Source organism: Pseudomonas sp. 20P_3.2_Bac5 (genome assembly GCF_025466035.1).
In the GTDB taxonomy this organism is placed as follows: domain Bacteria; phylum Pseudomonadota; class Gammaproteobacteria; order Pseudomonadales; family Pseudomonadaceae; genus Aquipseudomonas.
Genome location: NZ_JANLOA010000098.1, coordinates 1 through 22642, shown reverse-complemented (window position 1 = coordinate 22642; position 22642 = coordinate 1). Strand labels below are relative to the sequence as shown.

Below are 22642 nucleotides of genomic sequence, written 5' to 3'. Positions count from 1 at the left end.
CAACAGCAAATCGGTGACCCACAAGGGCTGCGCACCGCGAACCTTGTGGGAGCCGGTCTTGCCGGCGATCAGGCCGGTAGCTACAGCGCGTTTGACTGGCTTGTCTTCATCGCTGGCAAGCCAACTCCCACAGGATCGATGCCATCTTCGATTTTGAAAAAAGCTAAAGCCTGAGCTTCAGCCAATCCCCCCCTCAGACCACTCCCCATTCACCAACCGCCGAATCCCCAGCGGATTGCTGTCCCGCAGCGCCGCCGGCAGCAGGGCCTGTGGATAATTCTGGTAGCACACCGGACGCAAGAAACGGTCGATGGCCAATGTCCCCACCGAAGTACCGCGGGCGTCCGACGTCGCCGGATAAGGCCCGCCATGCACCATGGCATCGCACACTTCGACCCCGGTCGGATAACCGTTCACCAGAATCCGCCCAACCTTCTGCTCCAGCAGCGGCACCAGGTGCTGATGCGCCTGCAGGTCCTCCGGCTCGCCGATCAGCGTCGCGGTCAACTGTCCACGCAACCCACGCAACGCCTCGATCAACTGCGCATCATCCGCCGCCTCGACGACAATCGTGGTCGGGCCGAACACTTCTTCCTGCAGCAACTCATCGCCTTCGAGCAACAGCGACACGTCCGCCTTGAACAATTGCGGACGGGCCTGGTTGCCGGTCTGCGGTTGGCCCGCCAGGTGGGTGACGCGCGGGTGCCCGTGCAGGTGCTCCAAACCCTTGGCGTAGCTGCGCAGGCCGCCGGCATTGAGCAGGGTCTGCGGCCCTTGGGCGGCCATCTGTTCCTGCAACTGCTCGACGAAGGCGCTGAACGCCAGCGAGCTGACACCGATCACCAGTCCCGGGTTTGTGCAGAACTGGCCGCCGCCCAGCACCACCGACGCGCTCAATTCGCGGGCGATGGTTTCGCCGCGCACCGCCAGCGCTTCGGGCAGGACGATCACCGGGTTGATGCTGCTCATCTCGGCGAACACCGGGATCGGTTGCGGGCGCTCGGCGGCCATCTTGCACAGGGCGTTGCCGCCCGAGAGCGAGCCGGTGAAACCCACCGCCTGGATGCCCGGATGACGCACCAGTTGCTCGCCCACGCCAGCACCGAAAATCATGTTGAACACGCCTTTGGGCATGCCGCTGCGCTCGGCGGCGCGGACGATGGCGCAGCCCACCAGGTCGGCGGTGGCCATGTGGCCGCTGTGCGCCTTGAACACCACCGGGCAACCGGCGGCGAGGGCGGCGGCGGTATCGCCACCGGCGGTGGAGAAGGCCAGCGGGAAGTTGCTCGCGCCGAACACCGCCACCGGGCCGACGCCGATGCGCATCTGGCGAATATCCACACGCGGCAGCGGCGTGCGTTGCGGCAGCGGCAGGTCGATGCGCGCACCGAGGAAATCGCCGCGGCGCAGCACCTGGGCGAACAGACGCATCTGCCCGCTGGTGCGGCCGCGTTCGCCTTGGATGCGGCCGGCGGGGAGGGCGGTTTCGCGGCAGACCAGGGCGACGAAATCGTCACCCAACTGGTCCAGCTCTTCGGCAATCGCGTCGAGAAACAGCGCACGCCGCTCCGGGCTCAACTGGCGGAATTCGGCGAAGGCCGATTCAGCGGCTTCGACCGCGGCATCCACTTCCGCCTGAGTCGCCTGGTGGAAGCTGTAGGGCAGGGTTTCGCCCGTCGTCGCATCGACGCTGTGCAAGGTGACGTTGCCGGCGGCGCTGCGGCTGCCGCCGATGAAGTTGTGACCGAGAACGCTGGGCATCATGGATCTCCAGGAAGGATGAGGACAGGCACCGATTCAGGTGACCGGTGCCGGGTTGAACAGGGTGATGTGGTTGTGCAAGCGGTGTTGCTCGGCCCAGGTGCGCTGGTGGCCGCTGGCGACATCGAGGTAGTAGCGGAACAGTTCCCAGCCCAGCGACTCGATGCTCGCCTGGCCACTGGCGATACGCCCGGCGTCGAGGTCGATCAGGTCCGGCCAGCGCTGCGCCAGTTCGCTGCGGGTGGAGACTTTCACCACCGGCGCCATGGCCAGGCCATAGGGCGTGCCGCGGCCGGTGGTGAACACGTGCAGGTTCATGCCGGCGGCCAGTTGCAGGGTGCCGCAGATGAAGTCGCTGGCCGGCGTGGCGCAGAACACCAGGCCCTTGCCCGTGACCCGCTCGCCGGGCCCGATCACACCGCTGATGGCGCTGCTGCCGGATTTGACGATGGAGCCCAGGGACTTCTCGACGATATTCGACAGCCCGCCTTTCTTGTTGCCCGGCGTGGTGTTGGCGCTGCGGTCGGCGGCGCCGCGTTGCAGGTAGTGGTCGTACCAGTCCATTTCCCGCACCAGTGCCTCGGCGACTGCCGGGCTGTTGGCGCGGGAGGTGAGCATGTAGATCGCGTCGCGTACCTCGGTCACTTCCGAGAACATCACCGTGGCGCCGGCGCGGATCAGCAGGTCGCTGGCGAAGCCCAGCACCGGGTTGGCGGTGATGCCGGAAAAGGCATCGCTGCCACCGCACTGCATGCCGAGGATCAGCTCGCTGGCGGGGACGGTTTCGCGACGACGCCGGTCGAGTTTTTTCAGGCGGGTTTCGGCCAGGGCCATGATCTGCTCGATCATCTCGCCGAAGCCCAGTTGCGCGTCCTGCAGGCGATATAGCCAGGGTTCGCGCAGGTCCACCGAGGCGTCGTTCTCGTGCATCACCTGATCGGCCTGGAGCTTTTCACAGCCGAGGCTGATGACCAGTGCTTCGCCGCCGAGGTTGGGGTTGCGCGCCAGGTTGCGCACGGTGCGGATCGGGATATAGGCATCGCGGGCGTTGATCGCCACGCCGCAGCCATAGCTGTGGGTCAGGGCGACCACGTCGTCGACATTCGGATAGCGCGGCAGCAGCTCGGCGCGAATGCGCGCCACCGCGTGCTCCAGCACCCCGGCCACGCACTGCACGGTGGTGGTGATGCCGAGGATATTGCGCGTGCCCACGGTGCCGTCGGCGTTGCGGTAGCCCTCGAAGCTGTAGCCGTCGAGGGGCGGCAGCGGCGCGGGCGTGGCGTCGGCCATCGGCAGGCTGTCCAGCGGCGGTGCCTCGGGCATGGACAACTGGGTTTCCCGCACCCAACTGCCACGGCGCAGATCTTCCAGTGCGTAGCCGATGACCTGGCCGTAGCGCCGGACCGCCTCGCCGCGGGGGATATCGGTGAGCGCGACCTTGTGGCTTTGCGGCACGTTCTCCACCAGGGTCAGGCCGTCGCTGAAACGGCTGCCGGTCGCGAGGCCCTGGTCGTTGACCACCACCACGACATTGTCGTCGGCGTGCAGGCGGACATAGCGCGGTGAGTCGGAATGTTCGATCAACTGCATGGGTTGGCCCTTGTCGTTATTGTCAGCCGGCGGGTTCGGGCCGCGGCGCGTCCTGACGTGACGCGCGGCAGCCCGCGGACAATGCCTGTGCCGCCAGCTCGCGCACGCAGGCGCGGCCGGGCGGCAAACCCTTACTGAGCGCCTTGCTTGTGCATCAGCGCGGCGAGCATTTCGTACTCTTCGCCGGTCAGGTCGGTCAGTGGCGTGCGCACCGGGCCTGCGTCGTAGCCGGCGATGCGCGCGCCGGCCTTGACGATGCTCACCGCGTAGCCGGACTTGCGGTTACGGATGTCCAGGTACGGCAGGAAGAAGTCGTCGATCAGCTTGCCGACGGCGGCGTGATCGTCACGGGCGACGGCGTGGTAGAAGTCCATCGCCGTCTTCGGCACAAAGTTGAACACCGCCGAGGAATACACCGGCACGCCCAGGGCTTTGTAGGCCGCGGCATAGACTTCAGCGGTCGGCAGGCCGCCGAGGTAGCTGAAACGATCGCCCAGGCGGCGACGGATCGACACCATCAGCTCGATATCGCCCAGGCCATCCTTGTAGCCGATCAGGTTCGGGCAGCGTTCGGCCAGGCGTTCCAGGTGGCTGGCGTTGAGGCGGCAGACGTTGCGGTTGTAGACCACCACGCCGATGTTCACCGACTTGCACACCGCTTCGACGTGGTCGGCGACGCCGTCCTGGCTGGCTTCGGTCAGGTAGTGCGGCAGCAGCAGCAGGCCCTTGGCGCCGAGGCGCTCGGCTTCCTGTGCGTATTCGATGGCCTGGCGGGTCGAGCCGCCGACACCGGCGAGGATCGGCACCGAGCCAGCGCAGGTGTCTACCGCAGTCTTGATCACTTCGCTGTATTCACTGGCGGCCAGGGAGAAGAACTCACCGGTGCCGCCCGCGGCGAACAGCGCGCTGGCGCCGTACGGGGCCAGCCATTCCAGACGCTTGATGTAGCCGGCGCGGTGGAAGTCGCCCTGGGCGTCGAAGTCGGTAACCGGGAAAGACAGCAGTCCGTGGGACAGGATGGATTTCAGTTCTTGTGGAGTCATTGTTTGAAAACCTTGGGTCGGGTGAGTGGTTGTGTGGCTGAACAGTTGTCTTACGTTATCGTACAACTTGTCCGATGACTAGGGCGGAATGAGGAATTTTTGTCGGGGAGTGACGGGGAAGTGAGGGGGTTTTAGCGGTTAAAGCTAGGCAGGATAAGGCTTTAGGCGATTTTAAACGGGGTGATGTTGTCGTATGACAAATGACGTTTCGAGAGGGGGGCCTGCTTGGCAGGCCTTCGCGACGGCTCTGTAGGAGCGAGCTTGCTCGCGAGAACGCGCCGCGACTACTTCATGGTGATACATCCACCAGCGGAATCTGCCCGCCTTCCGGCGCCGCCTTTTTCTCCCGCCGCCCGCTCATCCAGTCGCCGACCTGCGCACCGAACCCGGCAGGGGCCTTGCGCCCGACCTTGCGCGCAAGGTCGAGTACGGTCTGCTGGGCCAGCGCTTCTTCCATGCGTTTCTGCGCGGTGATCATCGCCGCATGAACTGCGCAAGGCCCCTCGGTCGCCCACTCAGGCGGCTCGCCGTCGAACAGCGCGCAGCGGCCACGGATCTCGCGGCAATCGAAGATCAGCTTGCGCCCGTCGATCGCATTGACGATGTCCAGCAGGGTGATTTCGTCGGCGGGGCGGGCCAGGCGGAAACCACCGCGCACGCCTTCGGTGGCCGCCACCAGCTTGCCCTTGGCCAGCTTGGTGAAAATCTTCGCCAGGTAGTCCAGCGGCACGCCTTGCAGTTCGGCGAGATCACGCACGCTGGCCTCGCGGCTCTCGCCGCCGTCACCGACCAGGAATATCAGGCAGTGAATGCCGTATTCGACACCCGCGCTGTAAAGCGACATCACGTTATCTCCGACTGAACTGGTCGCAAATGTTACCAGCCTCTGTGGCTGCCGAGCAAAGCCGGCGGTCACCTTCCGTCTGCCCGAAAATTTTTCAGAGCGCCTATAGCCGCTGATTATGTGGCTTCAGGGCGGTTTCCATGGCGCAACCTGGCGGCTGGCGACGAGTGGCGACTTGTTTTTATTAACTACGACCAATAAAGTCGTAGTTGTGAATTCGAACCCTTCTACAAGCGGAGCAGAACAATGCAACAGCACATCCTGATTCTCGGTGCCGGCTTTGGTGGACTGTGGAGCGCCCTGAGCGCCACGCGCCTGCTGGACATCCATGGCCGCACGAACGTTGCCGTGAGTGTCCTCGCACCCCAGGCCGAACTGCGTATCCGCCCGCGTTTCTATGAAACGGATGTCGCCCGCACCGTGGCGCCGCTGGGCGCGTTGTTCGACGCGGTGGGTGTGCGTTTCATCCAGGGCGCCGCGCGGCGCATCGATGTGGCCGGCAAGCGCGTCGAGTACCGGGATGCCCACGGCAATACGGCGGTCAGTCACTACGACAAGCTGGTATTGGCCACCGGTAGCGTCCTGGCCCGACCGGACCTGGCGGGTGTGGCCGAGCATGCGTTCGATGTCGATCAACTCGAAGAAGCGCTGCGCCTGGAAACGCACCTGAAGTCACTGGCGCAACGCCCGGCTTCGGCGGCGCGCAATACCGTGGTGGTCGCCGGTGGCGGCTTCACCGGTATCGAGACCGCGGCCGAAATGCCGGCCCGCCTGCGTGCGGTGCTGGGCGAGGACGCCGAGGTGAACGTGATCATCGTTGACCGTGGCGAGGCCATTGGCGCTTCGATGGGCAACGAAATCGCCGGTTCGATCGCCGAGGCCAGTGCCGAGTTGGGTGTGCAGTGGCGCTTGAAGTCGTCGGTGGAGGCTGTGGATGCCGAGGGCGTGACCTTGTCGGACGGCCAGCGCATCGAGGCCAGCACCGTGATCTGGACCACCGGCGTCCGGGCCAGTGACCTGACCGCGCAGATTCCCGGCGAGCGTGATCGCCAAGGCCGGCTGCATGTGGATGGCACCTTGAAGGTGGTGGGACAGGCCGATATCTATGCCGCCGGCGATACCGCTTATGCGGCCAGCGATGACCTAGGCAACCATGCGCTGATGACCTGCCAGCACGCCATTCCACTGGGTCGCCATGCCGGCAACAACGTCGCGGCTGACCTGCTGGGCGTAGCGCCGGTCACCTACAGCCAGCCCAAGTACGTCACCTGCCTGGACCTCGGCGCCTGGGGCGCGGTGTTCACCGAAGGCTGGGAGCGCGAAGTGAAACTGGTGAAGGAGGAGGGCAAGCAGCTCAAGACCCAGATCAACACCGTGTGGATCTATCCGCCGGTGGCGGAGCGGGCGGTGGCATTGGCGGCGGCGGATCCTTTGATTCCGATTGCTTGAGAGGGGCCATCGCTGGCAAGCGGCGTTCCGCTCGCCAGCGATGGAACTGTCACCTATTCAACGGATCCTCCCGATCCTCCTTCTCCTTGCGCGCCTGCGCTGGATCCGCCGCGTCCTGCGGTCGTTCGCTCAGTGACGCGCTCAGGTTCTGCGCCGCCATCGCCGCCTGCATCTGCGGTTCTGCCTTGCCCATAGACTTCAGCTCGGCCTCATCCTTGATGCGCTGGGCGATCGCCAGGTCGATCTTCTCTTTCTTCTCCGGCGGCAACGCCTCGTAGTCGTCCTCGGTCAGCCCCAGCTCGTTGAGCATCTTCAGGCGGATTTTCTCGGCCGGCGACAGGGCCATGTAATCGCGAAACTCCTGGGCGGCGCTGCTGCTCGTGGTGCTGGCGCCGGACGCCGTCACGCCCGTGGATTCGTCAGACTCGCTGGACCCCGAGTTCTGCAGGACCACCTTGAGTTTGGCGAAGGCCTCGTCCTGGGCATCCTGAGCGTCCTGGTACGTCGAGTTCGAAGCGCTGCCGGAGGCGGTCGCGCTGCTGACCGTGGAAACCGCCGACGCGGTGGCCGTTTCCGACTGGTAAGCTTGCGCGTCGGCGCCGGGGATGGCGGCGAGGGTGCGGTGCTGGCTCACCGCGATGTTCTGCCAGCCATGGCCATTGATGATGCTCACGGGATCATTCTCCTTGGAGTGGGACACTGGATCAGGCGCGATATCGCAATTGCTGTGCCAGTCTGGATAATCCCCGCAGCACGGGGCTTGCAGCCGTACGGTGCGGTTGTACGGCGGAAGACGTTTGCCGCTTGCGGCAAGTCTTGTACCGCCGGGCGGCATTAAAGTTTGCGCACCCGGTGCCGATCCAAAGAGCACTACATCCGGGCCACGACCCGGACCCCCATGGGGTTGAAGTTCCCTGCCGGACAGGCAGAGTGGCGTCGCCTTGCGTCCACTTCAATTCATGGTCCGTCCTGAGTGGCGGGCATTGGTCTTTATGAGGAAGAGGCGTATGAATCTTTACATCAACCAGTTGCAGAAGAAGCCGGCATTCCGCGAGCGCGTCTACGCGGGCGACATCTTCCTCGATACCAACCTGCGCAGCGCCCACGAACTGTGTGCGCTGGCCCGGCACAGCATCACTGAAGCCTTCGACGGCGAGCTCGATCACCTGTCGCTGCACAAGAAGATGTCGGTGGAAACCTTCGTCGAGCACGTCACCCGGCTCAAGCGCAAATTCACCAATGGCCCGCAGGCCAAGGCGCTGATCCGCGACTACATCCTTGAAATCGGTGCCGACCCGAGCGACTACATCTTCGACGTGCCACGGGTGCGCGTGGTGCCGAACTACGACTACCTGCACGCCGGCGTCAGCTACGCCTACAAGGCGCACCGCGACACCTGGTACGGCAGCGTCGATTGCCAACTGAACACCTGGATGCCGATCTACTCGATCGAGCCCGAGCAGACCATGATGATCAACCCGGCCTATTTCACCAAGCCGGTGCAAAACTCCTCGCACACCTGGAGCCTGACCGACTGGATCAACAACCAGCGCCTGAAGGCCAAGGACAACATCACCGAGGAAGCCCGGGTGCACCCGGTGCCGCTGGAAGAAATCGACAACAGCGCGGAAATCCGCGTCGCCGCCAACAGCGGCGAGATGCTGATGTTCTCCGGCTCGCACCTGCACGGCACCGTGGCCAACCACACCGACAGGATCCGGTTCAGCGTGGACTTCCGCCTGATCCACCTGCAAGACCTGATTCAGAAGCGCGGCGCGCCGAACGTCGACAACGGCTGTTTCGACGTCGAGGCCGGCTTCAAAGACCTTTTCCATGCCAGCGACTTTTCGCAATTCCAGGGAGTTAACCCATGACCAAGCGTCGCCTGACTGCTGCCGAGGTCGAGTACAACGAAAAGCGCGCCAGCGTGCTGAGCCGCGTCGATGCCCAATACGTGGCTGACGCCCCCTTCGTGTTCGCCAACCGCATCGCGGTGACCGCGGCCCTGTCACGCATCGAGCTGTTCAAGATGGTCCAGGACATTCCTGGCGCCATCGTCGAGTGCGGCGTCTACAAGGGCAATTCGTTGATGCTGTACATGCAGTTGTCGATGATTCTCGAGCCGTATGCGATCAACCGTTCGATCATCGGCTTCGACACCTTCCAGGGCTTTGCCAGCATCGACCAGAAGGAAGACCCGGCGGATATCAACGAGAGCATGTTCTCCGATACCGACGAGACCCTGATCCAGGACATGATCGACGCCAACGACCTGGTTCGCCCGGTCAACCGCATCCCGCGTTGCGAGATCGTCAAGGGCGACATCCTTGAAACCGTGCCGGCCTTCGTCAAGACCCGCCCGGACCTGGTGGTGGCGATGCTGATCCTCGACACTGACCTGTATTCGTCGACCAAGGTCGCGCTGGAAACCTTCCTGCCGTACATGCCGAAAGGCGCCATCGTGGTGCTGGACGAAGTTGCCTACCGCAACTTCCCTGGCGAAACCGCCGCACTGCGCGATGTGCTGGACCTGAACAAGGTCGAGCTGAAGCGCCTGCCGTTCGATTCCTCGGTGGGTTACTTCCGCGTCTGATCTATTCCAGATCAAATAAGTCGGGGCCGCTGCGCGGCCCTTCGCGGGTAAACCCGCTCCTACAGAGACCTGTGGAAGCGAGCTTGCTCGCGAAGGGCCGCACAGCGGCCCCGGCTTTTTCAAGCAAACGCCGATCAGATATGCAACGCGTGCCCCAACGCCCGCAACGCCGCTTCCTGCACCGCCTCACCCAGCGTCGGATGCGCATGAATGGTCCCCGCCACATCTTCCAGTCGCGCGCCCATCTCCAGCGACTGGGCGAACGCCGTGGACAGCTCCGACACGCCAACCCCCACCGCCTGCCAACCGACGATCAAGTGATTGTCGCGGCGCGCCACCACGCGCACGAAGCCGCTCTTCGACTCCAGGGTCATGGCCCGGCCATTGGCGGCGAACGGGAATTGCGCCACCAGGCAATCGAGCCCTTCGTCCTTCGCCGCGTCCGGGGTCTTGCCGGCCACCACCAGCTCCGGATCGGTGAAGCACACCGCGGCAATCGCCGCCGGGGTGAAGGCGCGCTGCTTGCCGGCAATCAGCTCGGCAACCATCTCGCCCTGAGCCATGGCGCGGTGCGCCAGCATCGGCTCGCCGGTCAGATCGCCGATGGCCCAGACGTTGCGCATGCTGGTCTGGCAGCGGCTGTCGATGGCGATGGCGGCACCGTTCATCTTCAGCGCCAGGGCTTCGAGGTTGAAACCCTGGCTGCGTGGACGACGGCCCACCGCCACCAGCACCTGATCGGTTTCCAGCGAGAGTTCCGCGCCGTCCGGCGTGCGCACCCGCAGGCGTTTTTCGGCGGCGTCGAAGCCTTCGACGCTGTGCCCCAAGTACAGCTTCACGCCGAGTTTCTTCAGCGACTCTGCCACCGGCTGGGTCAGTTCGGCGTCATAGGTCGGCAGGACGCGCTCGCGCGCCTCCACCACGCTGACCTCGACCCCGAGCTTGCGGTAGACGATACCCAGCTCCAGGCCGATATAACCGCCGCCCACCACCGCCAGGCGCTTGGGCAACTGGCTCGGCGACAGGGCTTCGGTGGACGAAATCACCGCGCCGCCCAGCGGCAGCATCGGCAGTTCGACGCTGCTGGAACCGGTCGCCAGCAACAGGTGCTCGCACTGGATGCGCAGATCCTGGCCGTCGATCTCGACGTGCTTGCCATCGATGATCTTGGCCCAGCCGTGGATCACCTTCACGTCGTTCTTTTTCAGCAGCGCGGCGACGCCGCTGGTCAGCCGGTCGACGATGCCGTTTTTCCAGGCAACGCTCTGGCCGATGTCCAGCGTCGGCGGCTGGACCTTGATGCCCAGGCTCGAGCGCTCGCTGTGCTGTTGGGTCTGGTGAAACTGCTCGGCGACGTGGATCAGTGCCTTGGACGGGATGCAGCCGATGTTCAGGCAGGTGCCGCCCAGCGCCTGGCCTTCCACCAGTACCGTGGGAATGCCCAGTTGCCCGGCGCGGATCGCCGCGATGTAGCCGCCGGGGCCGCCGCCAATGATCAGCAGCGTGGTATTGAGGGTCTGCATGGTCACTCCACAAACAGGCTGGCGGGTTGTTCGAGCAGGCCGCGGATGGCCTGGATGAAGAGCGCGGCGTCCATGCCGTCGACCACCCGGTGATCGAACGAGCTGGAGAGGTTCATCATCTTGCGGATCACGATCTGGCCGTTGACCACCATCGGCCGCTCGACGATGCGGTTGACGCCGACGATCGCCACTTCCGGGGTGTTGACCACCGGCGTGCTGACAATCCCGCCGAGGGCGCCGAGGCTGGTCAGGGTGATGGTCGAGCCGCTCAGTTCTTCACGGCTGGCCTTGTTGTTGCGGGCCGCGTTGGCCAGGCGGACGATCTCGCTGGCGTTGTCCCACAGGCTGCCGGCTTCGGCATGGCGCACCACCGGCACCATCAGGCCGTTGTCGCCCTGGGTGGCGATGCCCACATGCACCGCGCCGTGACGGGTGATGACCTGGCCTTCATCGTCGTAGGTCGCGTTGATCTGCGGAAACTTGCGCAGGGCCACCACCATGGCCCGGACCAGGAACGGCAGGAGGGTCAGCTTGCCGCGGCTGTCGCCCCATTTCTTGTTCAGGTGCACGCGCAGCTCTTCGAGCGCGGTGACGTCGATTTCCTCGACATAGCTGAAATGCGCGACGCGGCGCTTGGCGTCCTGCATGCGCTGGGCGATCTTGCGGCGCAGGCCGATCACCGGAATCTGCTCGCTGTCCTCGCGCTTGGCGTAGCCGCTTGGCGCTGCCTGGCTGCGGGTCGGCTGGGTGAGGAAAGCGTCGAGGTCTTCGTGGAGGATGCGGCCGGCCGGGCCGCTGCCGTGCACATAACGCAACTCGATGCCGGCGTCCCAGGCGCGCTTGCGCACGGCCGGGGAAGCCAGCGGACGTTCATTGGCGGTACGCGGGACGATCGGCGCTTCTGCTGCGCTACTGCGGGCCGGGCTGGCTGCCGCGACGGGCGCCGCAACCGTGGGGGCTGGCGTCTCGACCGGCGCGGCGGGTTTCGCCTCGGGGGCCGCGACTGCCGCCGGTTTGCCGGCGCTTTCCTGATGGTTGCCGGCGCCTTCCACTTCAATGCGGATCAGCTCGCTGCCGACCGCCATGACTTCGCCGGGCTGGCCGCCGAGGGCCAGGACCTTGCCGGTGACCGGTGAGGGGATTTCTACCGTGGCCTTGTCGGTCATGACATCGGCGACGATCTGGTCTTCGGTGACGGTATCGCCGACCTTGACGAACCATTCCACCAACTCAACCTGTGCGATGCCTTCGCCAATGTCCGGCATCTTGATGACGTGCGTGCCCATTCAGACCTCCATGACCCGTTTCAATGCCGCGCCAACCCGCGAAGGACCGGGGAAGTACGCCCACTCCTGTGCATGCGGGTAGGGGGTGTCCCAGCCGGTGACGCGTTCGATCGGCGCCTCCAGATGGTGGAAGCAATGTTCCTGCACCAGCGCCACCAGCTCGGCGCCAAAGCCGCAGGTGCGGGTGGCTTCATGCACGACCACGCAGCGGCCGGTCTTCTTCACCGATTCGACGATGGTCTCCAGGTCCAGCGGCCACAGGCTGCGCAGGTCGATGACTTCGGCATCGACACCGGTTTCCTCGGCGGCAACCTGGGACACATAGACGGTGGTGCCATAGGTCAACACGGTGACGTCGTTGCCGGGGCGGGTGATCGCCGCCTTGTCCAGCGGCACGCTGTAGTAGCCGTCCGGCACGGCGCTGGCGGGGTGTTTCGACCACGGCGTTACCGGACGGTCGTGGTGGCCGTCGAACGGGCCGTTATACAGGCGCTTGGGTTCGAGGAAGATCACCGGGTCGTCGTTCTCGATCGAGGCGATCAACAGCCCCTTGGCGTCGTAGGGGTTGGATGGCATCACCGTGCGCAGGCCGCAGACCTGGGTGAACATCGCTTCCGGGCTCTGGCTGTGGGTCTGGCCGCCATAGATGCCGCCGCCGCAAGGCATGCGCAGGGTCAGCGGAGACACGAACTCGCCGGCCGAGCGATAACGCAGGCGGGCCATCTCCGAGACGATCTGGTCGGAGGCGGGGTAGAAATAGTCGGCGAACTGGATTTCCACCACCGGACGCAGGCCATAGGCGCCCATGCCCACGGCGGTGCCGACGATGCCGCTTTCCGAGATCGGCGCATCGAATACCCGCGACTTGCCGTACTTGGTCTGCAGGCCCTCGGTGCAGCGGAATACCCCGCCGAAGTAGCCGACGTCCTGGCCGTAGATGACCACGTTGTCGTCGCGCTCGAGCATGATGTCCATGGCCGAGCGCAGGGCCTGGATCATGGTCATGGTGGTAGTCGCCATGGCGGTTTCCAACTGGATTGAAGTGTTGTGATCGTTCATCTCAGATCCCCAGTTCCTGGCGCTGCCGGCGCAGGTGCTCCGGCATTTCCTTGTAGACGTCCTCGAACATCGAGGCGGGGCTCGGCATCTGCCCACCGGCGAGGGTGCCGTACTGCTCGGCTTCCTTCTGCGCTTTGATGATCTCGGCTTCCAGTTCGGCGGTGACCGCCTGGTGCTCCTCTTCGGACCACTGGCCGGCGGCAATCAGGTGCTGCTTGAGACGGGCGATCGGGTCGCCCAGCGGGAAGTGGCTCCAGTCGTCGGCCGGACGGTACTTGGACGGATCGTCCGAGGTGGAGTGCGGGCCGGCGCGATAGGTGACCCACTCGATCAAGGTTGGACCATGGCCACGGCGGGCGCGTTCGGCGGCCCAGCGCGAGGCGGCGTAGACCGCGATGAAGTCGTTGCCGTCGACCCGCAGCGAAGCGATGCCGCAACCGACTCCGCGACCGGCGAAGGTGGTCGCCTCACCGCCAGCGATGGCCTGGAAGGTGGAGATCGCCCACTGGTTGTTGACCACGTTGAGGATCACCGGTGCCCGGTAGACGTGGGCGAAGGTGAGGGCGGTGTGGAAGTCGGATTCGGCGGTGGCGCCGTCGCCGATCCAGGCCGAGGCGATCTTGGTATCGCCCTTGATGGCCGAGGCCATGGCCCAGCCGACAGCCTGGACGAACTGGGTGGCGAGGTTGCCGCTGATGGTGAAGAAGCCGGCTTCGCGCACCGAATACATGATCGGCAACTGGCGACCCTTGAGCGGGTCGCGCTCGTTGGACAGCAACTGGCAGATCATTTCCACCAGCGACACGTCGCGGGCCATCAGGATGCTTTGCTGGCGGTAGGTCGGGAAGCACATGTCAGTGCGGTTCAGCGCTGCCGCCTGGGCACTGCCGATGGCTTCCTCGCCGAGGCTCTGCATGTAGAAGGACATCTTCTTCTGGCGCTGCGCGACCACCATGCGGCTGTCGAACAGCCGGGTTTTCATCATGGTGCGCATGCCGCGGCGCAGCACCTGCGGGTCGATGTCTTCGGCCCACGGGCCGAGGGCATTGCCTTTGTCATCGAGCACGCGGATCAGGCTGTAGGCCAGGTCGGCGGTGTCGGCAGGTTCGACGTCGATAGCGGGTTTACGGACCAGGCCGGCATCGGCCAGGCGCAGGTAGGAAAAGTCGGTCTGGCAGCCTGGCCGGCCTGTAGGCTCGGGCACATGCAGACGCAGGGGGGCGTACTCGTTCATGCTTTTTTACGCTCGCTCTGTCTTGTGTTTTTGTTGAGCTTTGAAGCGGTCGCTACTGATTCCGGCTTGTGACCAGAGAGTCAGTCTTGGCTACATGATATTCCGCCCCCGGAAGAATATTTTTCTGATGTTGGTTGCCTTTGCCACGGCGAGCGGATAAATATTCTGCAAAACAACAATCGGCAGGGTAATTATTCTCATGCGGAAACTGGATCGGACCGACATCGGCATTCTCAACAGCCTTCAGGAAAATGCCCGCATCACCAACGCCGAGTTGGCGCGCTCGGTGAACCTCTCGCCCACGCCGTGTTTCAACCGGGTCAAGGCGCTGGAGGAATCGGGGGTGATTCGCCAGCAAGTGACCCTCCTGGCTCCGGAAGTGCTGGGGCTGGATGTGAACGTGTTTATCCATGTCAGCCTGGAAAAACAGGTGGAGCAGTCGCTGCACCGCTTCGAGGAAGAAATCGCCGAGCGCCCGGAAGTGATGGAGTGCTACCTGATGACCGGCGACCCGGACTACCTGTTGCGGGTATTGCTGCCGAGCATTCAGGCGCTGGAGCGGTTTCTCGATTACCTGACCCGGCTGCCGGGCGTGGCCAATATCCGTTCCAGCTTTGCCCTCAAGCAGGTGCGCTACAAGACGGCGCTGCCGTTGCCGGCGAATGGGTTGACGTTGCGCGAGGCTCGCTAGGTTTCTGACGGGAGCCAGCAGCGATCAGTCTCTGGGGAGTGTAGAAAATCACGATCAATTGGCCACTTATATGCTTGATATTTTTAACAGTGGCTGAGTATGTTGTGGGGGTCGCCGTTTCCGGCATGCGAAAACAACAAGGATAGAGTCATGACGACCAATGACCAGCGCTCCCTGGCCGAGCGTTTGACGGGCATTGATGAAATCGAATGCGTCACGCCAGACCTCAATGGCGTACCGCGCGGCAAGGTGATGACCGCCGAGGGTTTCCTCGAAGGCCGACGCCTGCAACTGGCCCGCGGCGTGTTGTTGCAATGCATCATGGGCGGCTACCCGCCGGCCCGCTTCTACGGCAGTGATGACGGTGACCTGGCGCTGGTCGCCGATCCGACGCAGATCCATCTGTTGCCCTGGAGCGATCAACCCCGCGCCCTGGCCATCTGCGACGCCAGCGAACTGACTGGCGAAGGCTCCGGCCTGTCGACCCGCTGCCAGCTCAAGGCGGTGATCGCCCGCTACGCCGCCCTCGGCCTGGCGCCGGTGGTGGCCACCGAACTGGAGTTTTTCGTCTTCGCGCCCAACGCCGACCCCACTCAGCCATTCCAGCCACCTGTTGGCCTGGACCGACGCCGCGAGGACGGTCACTCGGCCTTCAGCGTCAGCTCCAACAACGGCCTGCGGCCGTTCTTCCAGGAGGTCTACCGCTGCATGGCGGCGCTCGGGCTGCCGCGCGATACCTTCATGCACGAAATGGGCGTGAGCCAGTTCGAGATCAACCTGCTGCACGGTGATCCGTTGTTGCTGGCTGACCAGACCTTCCTGTTCAAGCACCTGCTCAAGGAAGTCGCGCTCAAGCACGGGCTGACGGTGGTGTGCATGGCCAAGCCGCTGGCGAAAACCCCGGGCAGCTCGATGCACATCCACCAGAGCGTGGTGCACATCGACAGCGGCAAAAATGCCTTCAGCGATGCCGACGGCAAGCCCACCGACGCGTTCTACCACTTCATCGGCGGCCAGCAGGCCTGTCTGGCGGACTTCACCGCGCTGTTCGCGCCCAACGTCAACTCCTACCAGCGTCTGTGCCACCCGTATGCGTCGCCGAACAACGCCTGCTGGTCCGAGGACAACCGTGCTGCAGGTCTGCGGATTCCGGCCAGTTCGCCGGTGGCGCGTCGGGTCGAGAATCGCCTGCCTGGTGCCGATGCCAACCCGTACCTGGCGATCGCCGCCAGCCTCGCCGCCGGCCTGCACGGTATCGAGCAGCGCCTGCAACCGGCGCCGGCGATCCAGGGCGAGTTCGAAGTGCCGGACCACCTGTCGCTGCCATGCACCCTGCATGCGGCGCTCGACCGGCTCAAGCGCAGCGATCTGGCGCGCGAGCTGTTCGGCAAGGAGTTCATCGAGGGCTACCACGCCACCAAGACCCTGGAGCTGACCAGCTTCTTCGATGAAATCACCCCGTGGGAGCGTCGTGTGCTGGCTGCCCAGGCCTGACCGAACGCAGGCTGCGCTAGAGCCACCCACTAGAAGAGGCCGATCCCGGTAACGTGATCGGCCTCTTGTTTTTTTCTCCGAGCCCGAGCCTGTGGCGGGAATAATCACTTATGCTTTCACGCAGTTTTTCCATCTGCTCAAGAGGCCGTTCGGGACGCTGATGCGCACTATCTGGAAGTCTTTTCGCGCGTTGTACTTCGCCGCTTTGATGATGTTGATCGGTTCCGGTCTGTTGAGTACGTACCTGGCCCTGCGCCTGAGTGCCGACCATGTGGACAGTCTCTGGGTCGGTGCGCTGATGGCGGCCAACTATTTCGGCCTGGCCCTGGGCGGCAAGATCGGCCACCGGCTGATCGCCCGGGTCGGCCATATCCGCGCCTACGCCACCTGTGCGGGGATCGTCGGCGCGGCGGTGCTCGGTCATGGCCTGGTCAGCTGGCTGCCAGCCTGGCTGTTTTTACGGGTCATCGTCGGCCTCGGCATGATGTGCCAGTACATGGTCATCGAGAGCTGGCTGAACGAGCAGGCCGACGCCAAGCAGCGCGGCGCGGTGTTCAGCGGCTACATGATCGCCTCCTATCTCGGCCTGGTGCTGGGCCAGTTGATCCTGGTGGCGCACCCGCAACTGGGCCTCGAACTGCTGATGCTGGTCGCCATGTGCTTCGCCCTGTGCCTGGTGCCGGTGGCGTTGACTCGGCGCATCCACCCGGCGCCGTTGCGGCCGGCGGCCATGGAGCCGCGGTTCTTCATCAAGCGCGTACCGCAGTCTTTGAGCACGGTGCTGGGTTCGGGGCTGATCGTCGGGTCCTTTTATGGTCTGGCGCCGTTGTACGCCTCGCGGCAGGGCCTGAGCACCGAGCAGGTGGGTCTGTTCATGGGCTGCTGCATCTTCGCCGGCCTGCTGGTGCAGTGGCCGTTGGGCTGGCTGTCCGACCGCTATGATCGGGCGGTGCTGATCCGCAGTGTCGCGGTGGGCCTGGCGGTGGCTTCGTTGCCGCTTGCCGTGTTGCCCGAGGTGCCGATGGTGGTGCTGTTCGTCGCCGGGTTCGTGGTGTCGCTGTTGCAGTTTTGCCTGTACCCGCTGGCCGTGGCGTTCTCCAACGACCATGTGGAGAGCGAGCGGCGCGTGTCGCTGACCGCCATGCTGTTGGTCACCTACGGTGTCGGTGCGAGCATCGGGCCGCTGGCCGCGGGTGTGCTGATGAAGGTCTTCGGCGAGCAGATGCTCTACGCTTTCTTCACCTTCTTTGCGCTGGTGCTGGTCTGGCGGATTCGGCCCAAGGCGGTTACCGGGCTGCATCAGGTCGATGATGCGCCGCTGTCCCACGTGGCCATGCCAGCCGCCAGCTCACCGCTTGCCGCGGCCTTGGACCCGCGCGTGACCGAGCAGGTGGTGCAGGATCAGATGCAGACGCCCGTCGCGGCCGAGGATACCGAGGAAGAAGAGGGAGAGGCCGGCAAGGAAGGGCAAGAACAGAAGCCGGTGTGATCCAGGAAGGCTGGGACCGCATCGCGGTCCCAAGGGGTACTCAGTAGTCGTCTTTGTCGAAACGGCGAGCTTCGCGCTGCAGTTGATAGACGAAACTTTCGATCTTGCGTTGCATCTGGCCGGTGACGTTGTGGAAGCGGATACCGGCGAAGGTGGCGCCCAGGCGCTCTTCGAAATGCAGGTGGCGCAGTTCGACCGACATATTGCTCAAGCCCAGCGGGCTGCCCGCAGCGAACTTCTCGTAGACCTGACCCAATTGCAGGCGCTCTTCGATGTTGCCTTCGAAGCGCAGCTTGCAGCCGGTGGCGGAAACGTCCAGCAGCTTGCCGCGAATGGCGCCAGCGCCTTTGAGCTTCTCGCCGTCGAGAACAACGTCCACCAGTTGCGACAGCTTCAACGCGGCGCGGAAGGCGTTGCGGCGCTGGTGATAGGTCACTTCGGCAGGCAGGGAGCCGCGGTAGAAACGGGCATTATCGGCAGTCACGACCGTCAGTGGCTCGTTGCATTCCCAGGCGATCCGTACGCCGTCATGGAAACCTTCGACCCGGAAGGGTTCGCCGTTTTCCAGGAAACGCTCGCCGTCGCGAGGAATCATTTCGTCTAGGGACAGGACGTTGTTGTCGCGGTCGACGTCGACCACGTAACTCTGGAAACGCTGACTGCGCTCATGGAAGGTAATGATCAGCGGATCATGGCTCTCTTGCAGCATCCGCAAGTTGGCGGCAATTTCCAAAGGCGTGGTGAAGACCTTCGGAGGCTGCGGAGCTTCTACGTCATTGAACACGGTTGATGAATCTCCAGGCAAAAACGACACACGCAGCCAGCATTCTGCCAGCATGTGTTGTGCCTTGATAGAGGGTCACGCCTGGCTGAGCGCACGAGGCTTGGCAAGTGGCGAGGTAGAGCCCCGGCTGTCGTAGAGCGAAGGGGCTTCACCGCCCATGAGGATTCTGATCTGGTTGGCCGTGGTGGCCTGCTGCAAAACGATGGATTGACCGTTACGTTCGTTGATGGTCTTGCATTCGTTGAGCAGATTGCCCAGCACATCGAGTTGCTGCAGCAATTGCGCACCCAGGTGCGATTGACTGGCCAGTTTCTCGACGCCGGTGCGGTCTGGGGGCAGGCCCAGACTGGTGAGCAGTTCACTGCGCCGACGTCCCTGCTGATCAAGTAGCACTACCAGCGATTGCTTGTAGGCCAGGATATTTTCCAGCACCGGCATGTCCCGGCCGTGCAGGGCGACGTATTCGTCCTGCAGGAGCTGGAGCAGTTGTTGTGCCGGGCCGATATCGTCTTCGATCAGTTGCAGCAGGGTAGTGTCGTGCATGGCTGGCTCTTGGAGTCGTAGCGTCCTTGAAGTCAGCGCGCCAGAGGGCTAGCGCTGAGCTTCGAAATTAAGCAGTTTGCTGGCGACACGGTTGGCGTCGACCTGGTAGCTACCGTCGGCGATCGCCTGTTTCAACGCGGCCACACGGTCGCTGTTGACGATAGGTTGGTCGCGCAGCTTGTCGCTGACCTGTTGCAACTGCTGTGCCTCGTGGCTGAGGTGTACCGTTTCCCCGCTCTGGGCGGTGCTGGCAACTGCTTCGGACTGGCCTGCGCGGTTGCTGGCGGCGCTTTCCTGGCTATTGCCGGTGCGCAGGCCGCCCGTCACTGACGGGGAATTATTCAAACGACTGAAGTCGATGACCATGATCAGAAAACCTCTGGGAATTTGGACGCTTGCCCTTTTTTCGGCCGACCCGAAAAAAACTTTAGGCGCGAATGAATGATCCTTCGCGGCAGGTCCATCAGCCCGTACTGGGACACAGTTTAGGAAATGCAGTCCCTGATCGCCAGCTTTCATCAGCCGTGCGTGCGATGCGGCACAAGGTCACATGGCAACCTCCACCTGGCCGGGACCGGTTACCCTGGCCTTCACCACGCGCTTGGAGTTGAGGTTGCGCACGCGAATTTGCTCGCTTATGCCGCCTTTGGTCAAGGCTTCGCCGGGCATGCGCACGCTCAACGTGCCGCTGCGGGCGGTGATCACGACATGGTCACCCTTGCGGATCACCTCGGCCTGTTCCAGGTGAACCGGGGTGATGACCTGGTCGATGACCATTGGTCGGATAACTTTCTGTCCCAGTGCCTGGTCGAGGCTGGCGAGGAAACCCTGGCCAAGCAGGCCGACGTCGCGCTCACGCAGGGCGATGTCCTCTTCGCTGACCACGGCTTCGCGCTTGAGCGGTCGGGTGACCACCACCACGTCTCGGTACAGCTTGACCTGGGCGGGAACGAACACCGTCCATGGCGAGCTGCCATCACAGCGCACCCGCACGGTTACCCGGCCCAGCGGCTGCGCCGGACTTTCCAGGTTGGCGCCCAGTTGTTCACTGCACAACGGCATGCGCAGGCGCGGGTCGAGGTTGTTGACCTGGATCTCGTAGCGGCCCTCGGTCTGGCTCTTTTCCAAATAGTCTTCAACAGTGAATTCAAGAAACCCCTGGGTGACACCGATAAGCTGTTCAGGCAAGGTGAAGGCGTCAGCCAGAGTTCGAGCGCCGGGAGTCAACAAGCACAGCGCAGCAAGGAAGCCGGGCAGATGGCGGTGCAGGCGTCGGAAAAATGTCGTTTTCGTTTTCATACAGTTAAAAAAGCAAGGCGCGTGCCGATCCGGTGCGCTGCCCCGAGCTTCGGTTGAGGAGTCTGGCATGGCTGGTGTTATGGATTCGGTGAACCAGCGCACGCAACTGGTTGGTCAGAATCGTCTTGAGCTGCTGCTGTTTCGCCTTAATGGCAATCAGTTGTACGGGATCAACGTCTTCAAGGTCCGGGAAGTGCTGCAATGCCCGAGCCTGACGCTTCTGCCCAAATCCAGCCGGGTTGTGCGCGGTGTTGCGAATATTCGTGGGGCGACCATCCCGATCCTGGATCTGGCGATGGCGACCGGCTTGCCCGGTCTGAATGAAGACTCGAGCAAGAGTTTCGTCATCATTACCGAGTACAACACCAAGACCCAAGGGTTCCTGGTGCATTCGGTCGAACGCATCGTCAACATGAACTGGGAAGAGATCCATCCGCCACCCAAGGGAACCGGCCGCGATCACTACCTCACGGCGGTGACCCGGGTCGACAACAAGATGGTCGAGATCATCGACGTCGAGAAGATCCTTGCCGAAGTGGCGCCAAGTTCCGAATCGGTGTCTTCCGGGGTGGTCGATGCCGATGTACAGAGCAAGGCGGTGTCGCTGCGGGTGCTCACCGTCGACGACTCGTCGGTGGCGCGCAAGCAGGTGAGTCGCTGCCTGCAGACCGTCGGCGTCGAGGTGGTCGCGCTCAACGACGGGCGTCAGGCGCTGGACTACCTGCGCAAGATGGTCGACGAGGGCAAGCGTCCGGAAGAAGAATTCCTGATGATGATTTCCGACATCGAGATGCCGGAGATGGACGGTTACACGCTGACCGCGGAAATCCGCAACGACCCGCGCATGCAAAAACTGCACATCATCCTGCATACTTCGCTGTCTGGTGTTTTCAACCAGGCGATGGTCAAGAAGGTCGGTGCAGACGACTTCCTCGCCAAGTTCAGGCCCGACGACCTGGCTCAGCGCGTGGTTGACCGGATCAAGGCCACACACTAATAACGGCCAGGGGTCGCGGCCCCTGGTGTTGCACATGATTTAAGAGGCGGCACCATTGTCTACGGGTAATTTGGATTTCGAGCAGTTCCGGGTCTTCCTGGAAAAAGCCTGTGGCATCCTGCTGGGCGAAAATAAGCAGTACCTGGTTTCCAGCCGTCTCAACAAGCTGATGGAACAGCAGGGCATCAAGACGCTGACCGAACTGGTCCAGCGTATTCAGAACCAGCCGCGCAGCGGTTTGCGCGAGCAGGTGGTTGATGCCATGACCACCAACGAAACGCTCTGGTTTCGCGATACCTATCCCTTTGAAGTGCTGAAGAACAAGGTGTTGCCGGAGTTGGTCCGCAACAACCCGGGCCAGCGCCTGCGCATCTGGTCGGCGGCCTGCTCGTCCGGTCAGGAGCCGTATTCGATTTCCATGACCCTCGACGAGTTCGAGCGCGGCAACCTCGGCCAAATGAAAGCGGGCGCGCAGATTGTGGCGACCGATCTTTCCGGTGCGATGCTGGCCAACTGCAAGACCGGCGAGTACGACAGCCTGGCGATCGCGCGCGGCCTGTCTCAGGAACGCCTGCAACGCTATTTCGATCCCAAGGGCGCAGGCCGCTTTGCGATCAAGGCGCCGATCCGCAGCCGCGTGGAGTTCCGCTCCTTCAACCTGCTCGATAGCTACGCTGCGCTGGGCAAGTTCGACGTGGTGTTCTGCCGCAACGTGCTGATCTACTTCTCGGCCCAGGTCAAGAAAGACATCCTGACCCGCATCCACGCAACGCTGAAGCCGGGTGGCTACCTGTTCCTCGGCGCCTCCGAGGCGCTGAACGGGTTGCCGGATCACTACCAGATGGTCCAGTGCAGCCCGGGGATCATCTACCAGGCCAAGTAAGCGGGATTGGCGGTTGCTGTTCTGAGCCGCACCAATTGAAAAGCCCCCGGTCTCGCGACCGGGGGCTTTTTCATTTCAAC

The 22642-nt window shown here is 63.6% G+C and carries 21 protein-coding genes; 8 read left to right on the top strand and 13 right to left on the bottom strand.

Annotation, left to right across the window (positions count from 1 at the left end; translation table 11 throughout):
* Positions 1-177 precede the first annotated feature (177 nt).
* The 4 genes from NTD88_RS17670 to NTD88_RS17655 all read right to left on the bottom strand — a co-directional run bounded on the left by NTD88_RS17670 (position 178) and on the right by NTD88_RS17655 (position 5238).
* Positions 178-1761: an aldehyde dehydrogenase (NADP(+)) gene (locus NTD88_RS17670; protein WP_262153507.1), complete on the bottom strand. Its 1584-nt coding sequence runs from the start codon at positions 1759-1761 to the stop codon at positions 178-180.
* A gap of 36 nt (positions 1762-1797) precedes the next feature.
* Positions 1798-3351 carry a galactarate dehydratase gene (gene garD, locus NTD88_RS17665; RefSeq protein WP_262153506.1) on the bottom strand — a complete coding sequence of 518 codons (1554 nt, stop codon included), beginning with the start codon at positions 3349-3351 and terminating at the stop codon, positions 1798-1800.
* Between the two features lie 131 nt (positions 3352-3482).
* Entirely contained in the window at positions 3483-4394 is a 912-nt protein-coding gene (kdgD, locus tag NTD88_RS17660) for a 5-dehydro-4-deoxyglucarate dehydratase (RefSeq protein ID WP_095156904.1), read from the bottom strand.
* Positions 4395-4683: 289 nt separating this feature from the next.
* A complete protein-coding gene (locus NTD88_RS17655) occupies positions 4684-5238 on the bottom strand; it encodes an RrF2 family transcriptional regulator (RefSeq protein WP_262153505.1) in 555 nt (184 codons plus the stop codon).
* Positions 5239-5484: 246 nt separating this feature from the next.
* On the opposite strand from NTD88_RS17655, the gene NTD88_RS17650 reads away from it, so the two are divergent.
* The gene (locus tag NTD88_RS17650) at positions 5485-6687 is read left to right on the top strand and encodes an NAD(P)/FAD-dependent oxidoreductase (protein ID WP_262153504.1); all 1203 of its coding nucleotides are present in this window, start codon (positions 5485-5487) and stop codon (positions 6685-6687) included.
* A 49-nt stretch (positions 6688-6736) separates the two neighbouring features.
* Here the strand turns inward: NTD88_RS17650 and NTD88_RS17645 are convergent, their stop codons facing one another.
* Complete coding sequence (locus NTD88_RS17645) at positions 6737-7360, bottom strand: hypothetical protein (RefSeq protein WP_262153503.1); 624 nt, start codon at positions 7358-7360, stop codon at positions 6737-6739.
* A gap of 334 nt (positions 7361-7694) precedes the next feature.
* Here NTD88_RS17645 and NTD88_RS17640 point away from each other — a divergent pair, with 334 nt between their 5' ends.
* Positions 7695-8561, top strand: a complete 867-nt coding sequence (locus tag NTD88_RS17640) for a hypothetical protein (RefSeq protein WP_095156908.1) — start codon at positions 7695-7697, stop codon at positions 8559-8561.
* The gene (locus NTD88_RS17635) at positions 8558-9280 is read left to right on the top strand and encodes a TylF/MycF/NovP-related O-methyltransferase (protein ID WP_095156909.1); all 723 of its coding nucleotides are present in this window, start codon (positions 8558-8560) and stop codon (positions 9278-9280) included. The genes NTD88_RS17640 and NTD88_RS17635 overlap by 4 nt, the downstream gene beginning before the upstream one ends.
* 134 nt (positions 9281-9414) lie before the next feature.
* Here NTD88_RS17635 and lpdA read toward each other — a convergent pair whose 3' ends face one another.
* From lpdA to NTD88_RS17615, 4 genes are read right to left on the bottom strand one after another with little or no spacing between them, the layout of a single operon-like run.
* Positions 9415-10803: a dihydrolipoyl dehydrogenase gene (lpdA, locus tag NTD88_RS17630; RefSeq protein ID WP_262153502.1), complete on the bottom strand. Its 1389-nt coding sequence runs from the start codon at positions 10801-10803 to the stop codon at positions 9415-9417.
* A 2-nt stretch (positions 10804-10805) separates the two neighbouring features.
* Positions 10806-12089: a dihydrolipoamide acetyltransferase family protein gene (locus NTD88_RS17625; protein WP_262153501.1), complete on the bottom strand. Its 1284-nt coding sequence runs from the start codon at positions 12087-12089 to the stop codon at positions 10806-10808.
* Positions 12090-13148 carry an alpha-ketoacid dehydrogenase subunit beta gene (locus NTD88_RS17620; RefSeq protein WP_095156912.1) on the bottom strand — a complete coding sequence of 353 codons (1059 nt, stop codon included), beginning with the start codon at positions 13146-13148 and terminating at the stop codon, positions 12090-12092. It abuts the gene before it with no gap.
* A gap of 1 nt (position 13149) precedes the next feature.
* Entirely contained in the window at positions 13150-14382 is a 1233-nt protein-coding gene (locus NTD88_RS17615; protein ID WP_095156913.1) for a 3-methyl-2-oxobutanoate dehydrogenase (2-methylpropanoyl-transferring) subunit alpha, read from the bottom strand.
* Between the two features lie 199 nt (positions 14383-14581).
* Between NTD88_RS17615 and bkdR the strand changes: the two genes are divergently transcribed.
* The 3 genes from bkdR to NTD88_RS17600 all read left to right on the top strand — a co-directional run bounded on the left by bkdR (position 14582) and on the right by NTD88_RS17600 (position 18056).
* Positions 14582-15073, top strand: coding sequence for a Bkd operon transcriptional regulator BkdR (gene bkdR / locus NTD88_RS17610; RefSeq protein ID WP_095156914.1), 492 nt, complete (start codon positions 14582-14584; stop codon positions 15071-15073).
* 252 nt (positions 15074-15325) lie between these two features.
* Positions 15326-16567: a glutamine synthetase family protein gene (locus NTD88_RS17605; RefSeq protein WP_262153515.1), complete on the top strand. Its 1242-nt coding sequence runs from the start codon at positions 15326-15328 to the stop codon at positions 16565-16567.
* 160 nt (positions 16568-16727) lie between these two features.
* On the top strand, positions 16728-18056 hold the full coding sequence (locus NTD88_RS17600; RefSeq protein ID WP_262127572.1) for an MFS transporter: 1329 nt from the start codon (positions 16728-16730) through the stop codon (positions 18054-18056).
* 40 nt (positions 18057-18096) lie between these two features.
* On the opposite strand, the gene NTD88_RS17595 is transcribed toward NTD88_RS17600, so the two are convergent.
* The 4 genes from NTD88_RS17595 to flgA form a co-directional block, all read right to left on the bottom strand.
* Complete coding sequence (locus NTD88_RS17595) at positions 18097-18840, bottom strand: flagellar brake protein (RefSeq protein WP_095156917.1); 744 nt, start codon at positions 18838-18840, stop codon at positions 18097-18099.
* A gap of 75 nt (positions 18841-18915) precedes the next feature.
* On the bottom strand, positions 18916-19383 hold the full coding sequence (locus NTD88_RS17590) for a flagella synthesis protein FlgN (RefSeq protein ID WP_095156918.1): 468 nt from the start codon (positions 19381-19383) through the stop codon (positions 18916-18918).
* 48 nt (positions 19384-19431) lie between these two features.
* On the bottom strand, positions 19432-19749 hold the full coding sequence (flgM, locus tag NTD88_RS17585; RefSeq protein ID WP_095156919.1) for a flagellar biosynthesis anti-sigma factor FlgM: 318 nt from the start codon (positions 19747-19749) through the stop codon (positions 19432-19434).
* Positions 19750-19929: 180 nt separating this feature from the next.
* Positions 19930-20682, bottom strand: coding sequence for a flagellar basal body P-ring formation chaperone FlgA (gene flgA / locus NTD88_RS17580; protein ID WP_095156920.1), 753 nt, complete (start codon positions 20680-20682; stop codon positions 19930-19932).
* Positions 20683-20749: 67 nt separating this feature from the next.
* Between flgA and NTD88_RS17575 the strand changes: the two genes are divergently transcribed.
* Both NTD88_RS17575 and cheR read left to right on the top strand, forming a co-directional pair.
* Positions 20750-21679 carry a chemotaxis protein CheV gene (locus tag NTD88_RS17575; protein ID WP_095156921.1) on the top strand — a complete coding sequence of 310 codons (930 nt, stop codon included), beginning with the start codon at positions 20750-20752 and terminating at the stop codon, positions 21677-21679.
* A gap of 55 nt (positions 21680-21734) precedes the next feature.
* A complete protein-coding gene (gene cheR / locus NTD88_RS17570; protein ID WP_095156922.1) occupies positions 21735-22562 on the top strand; it encodes a protein-glutamate O-methyltransferase CheR in 828 nt (275 codons plus the stop codon).
* Positions 22563-22642: the final 80 nt, after the last annotated feature.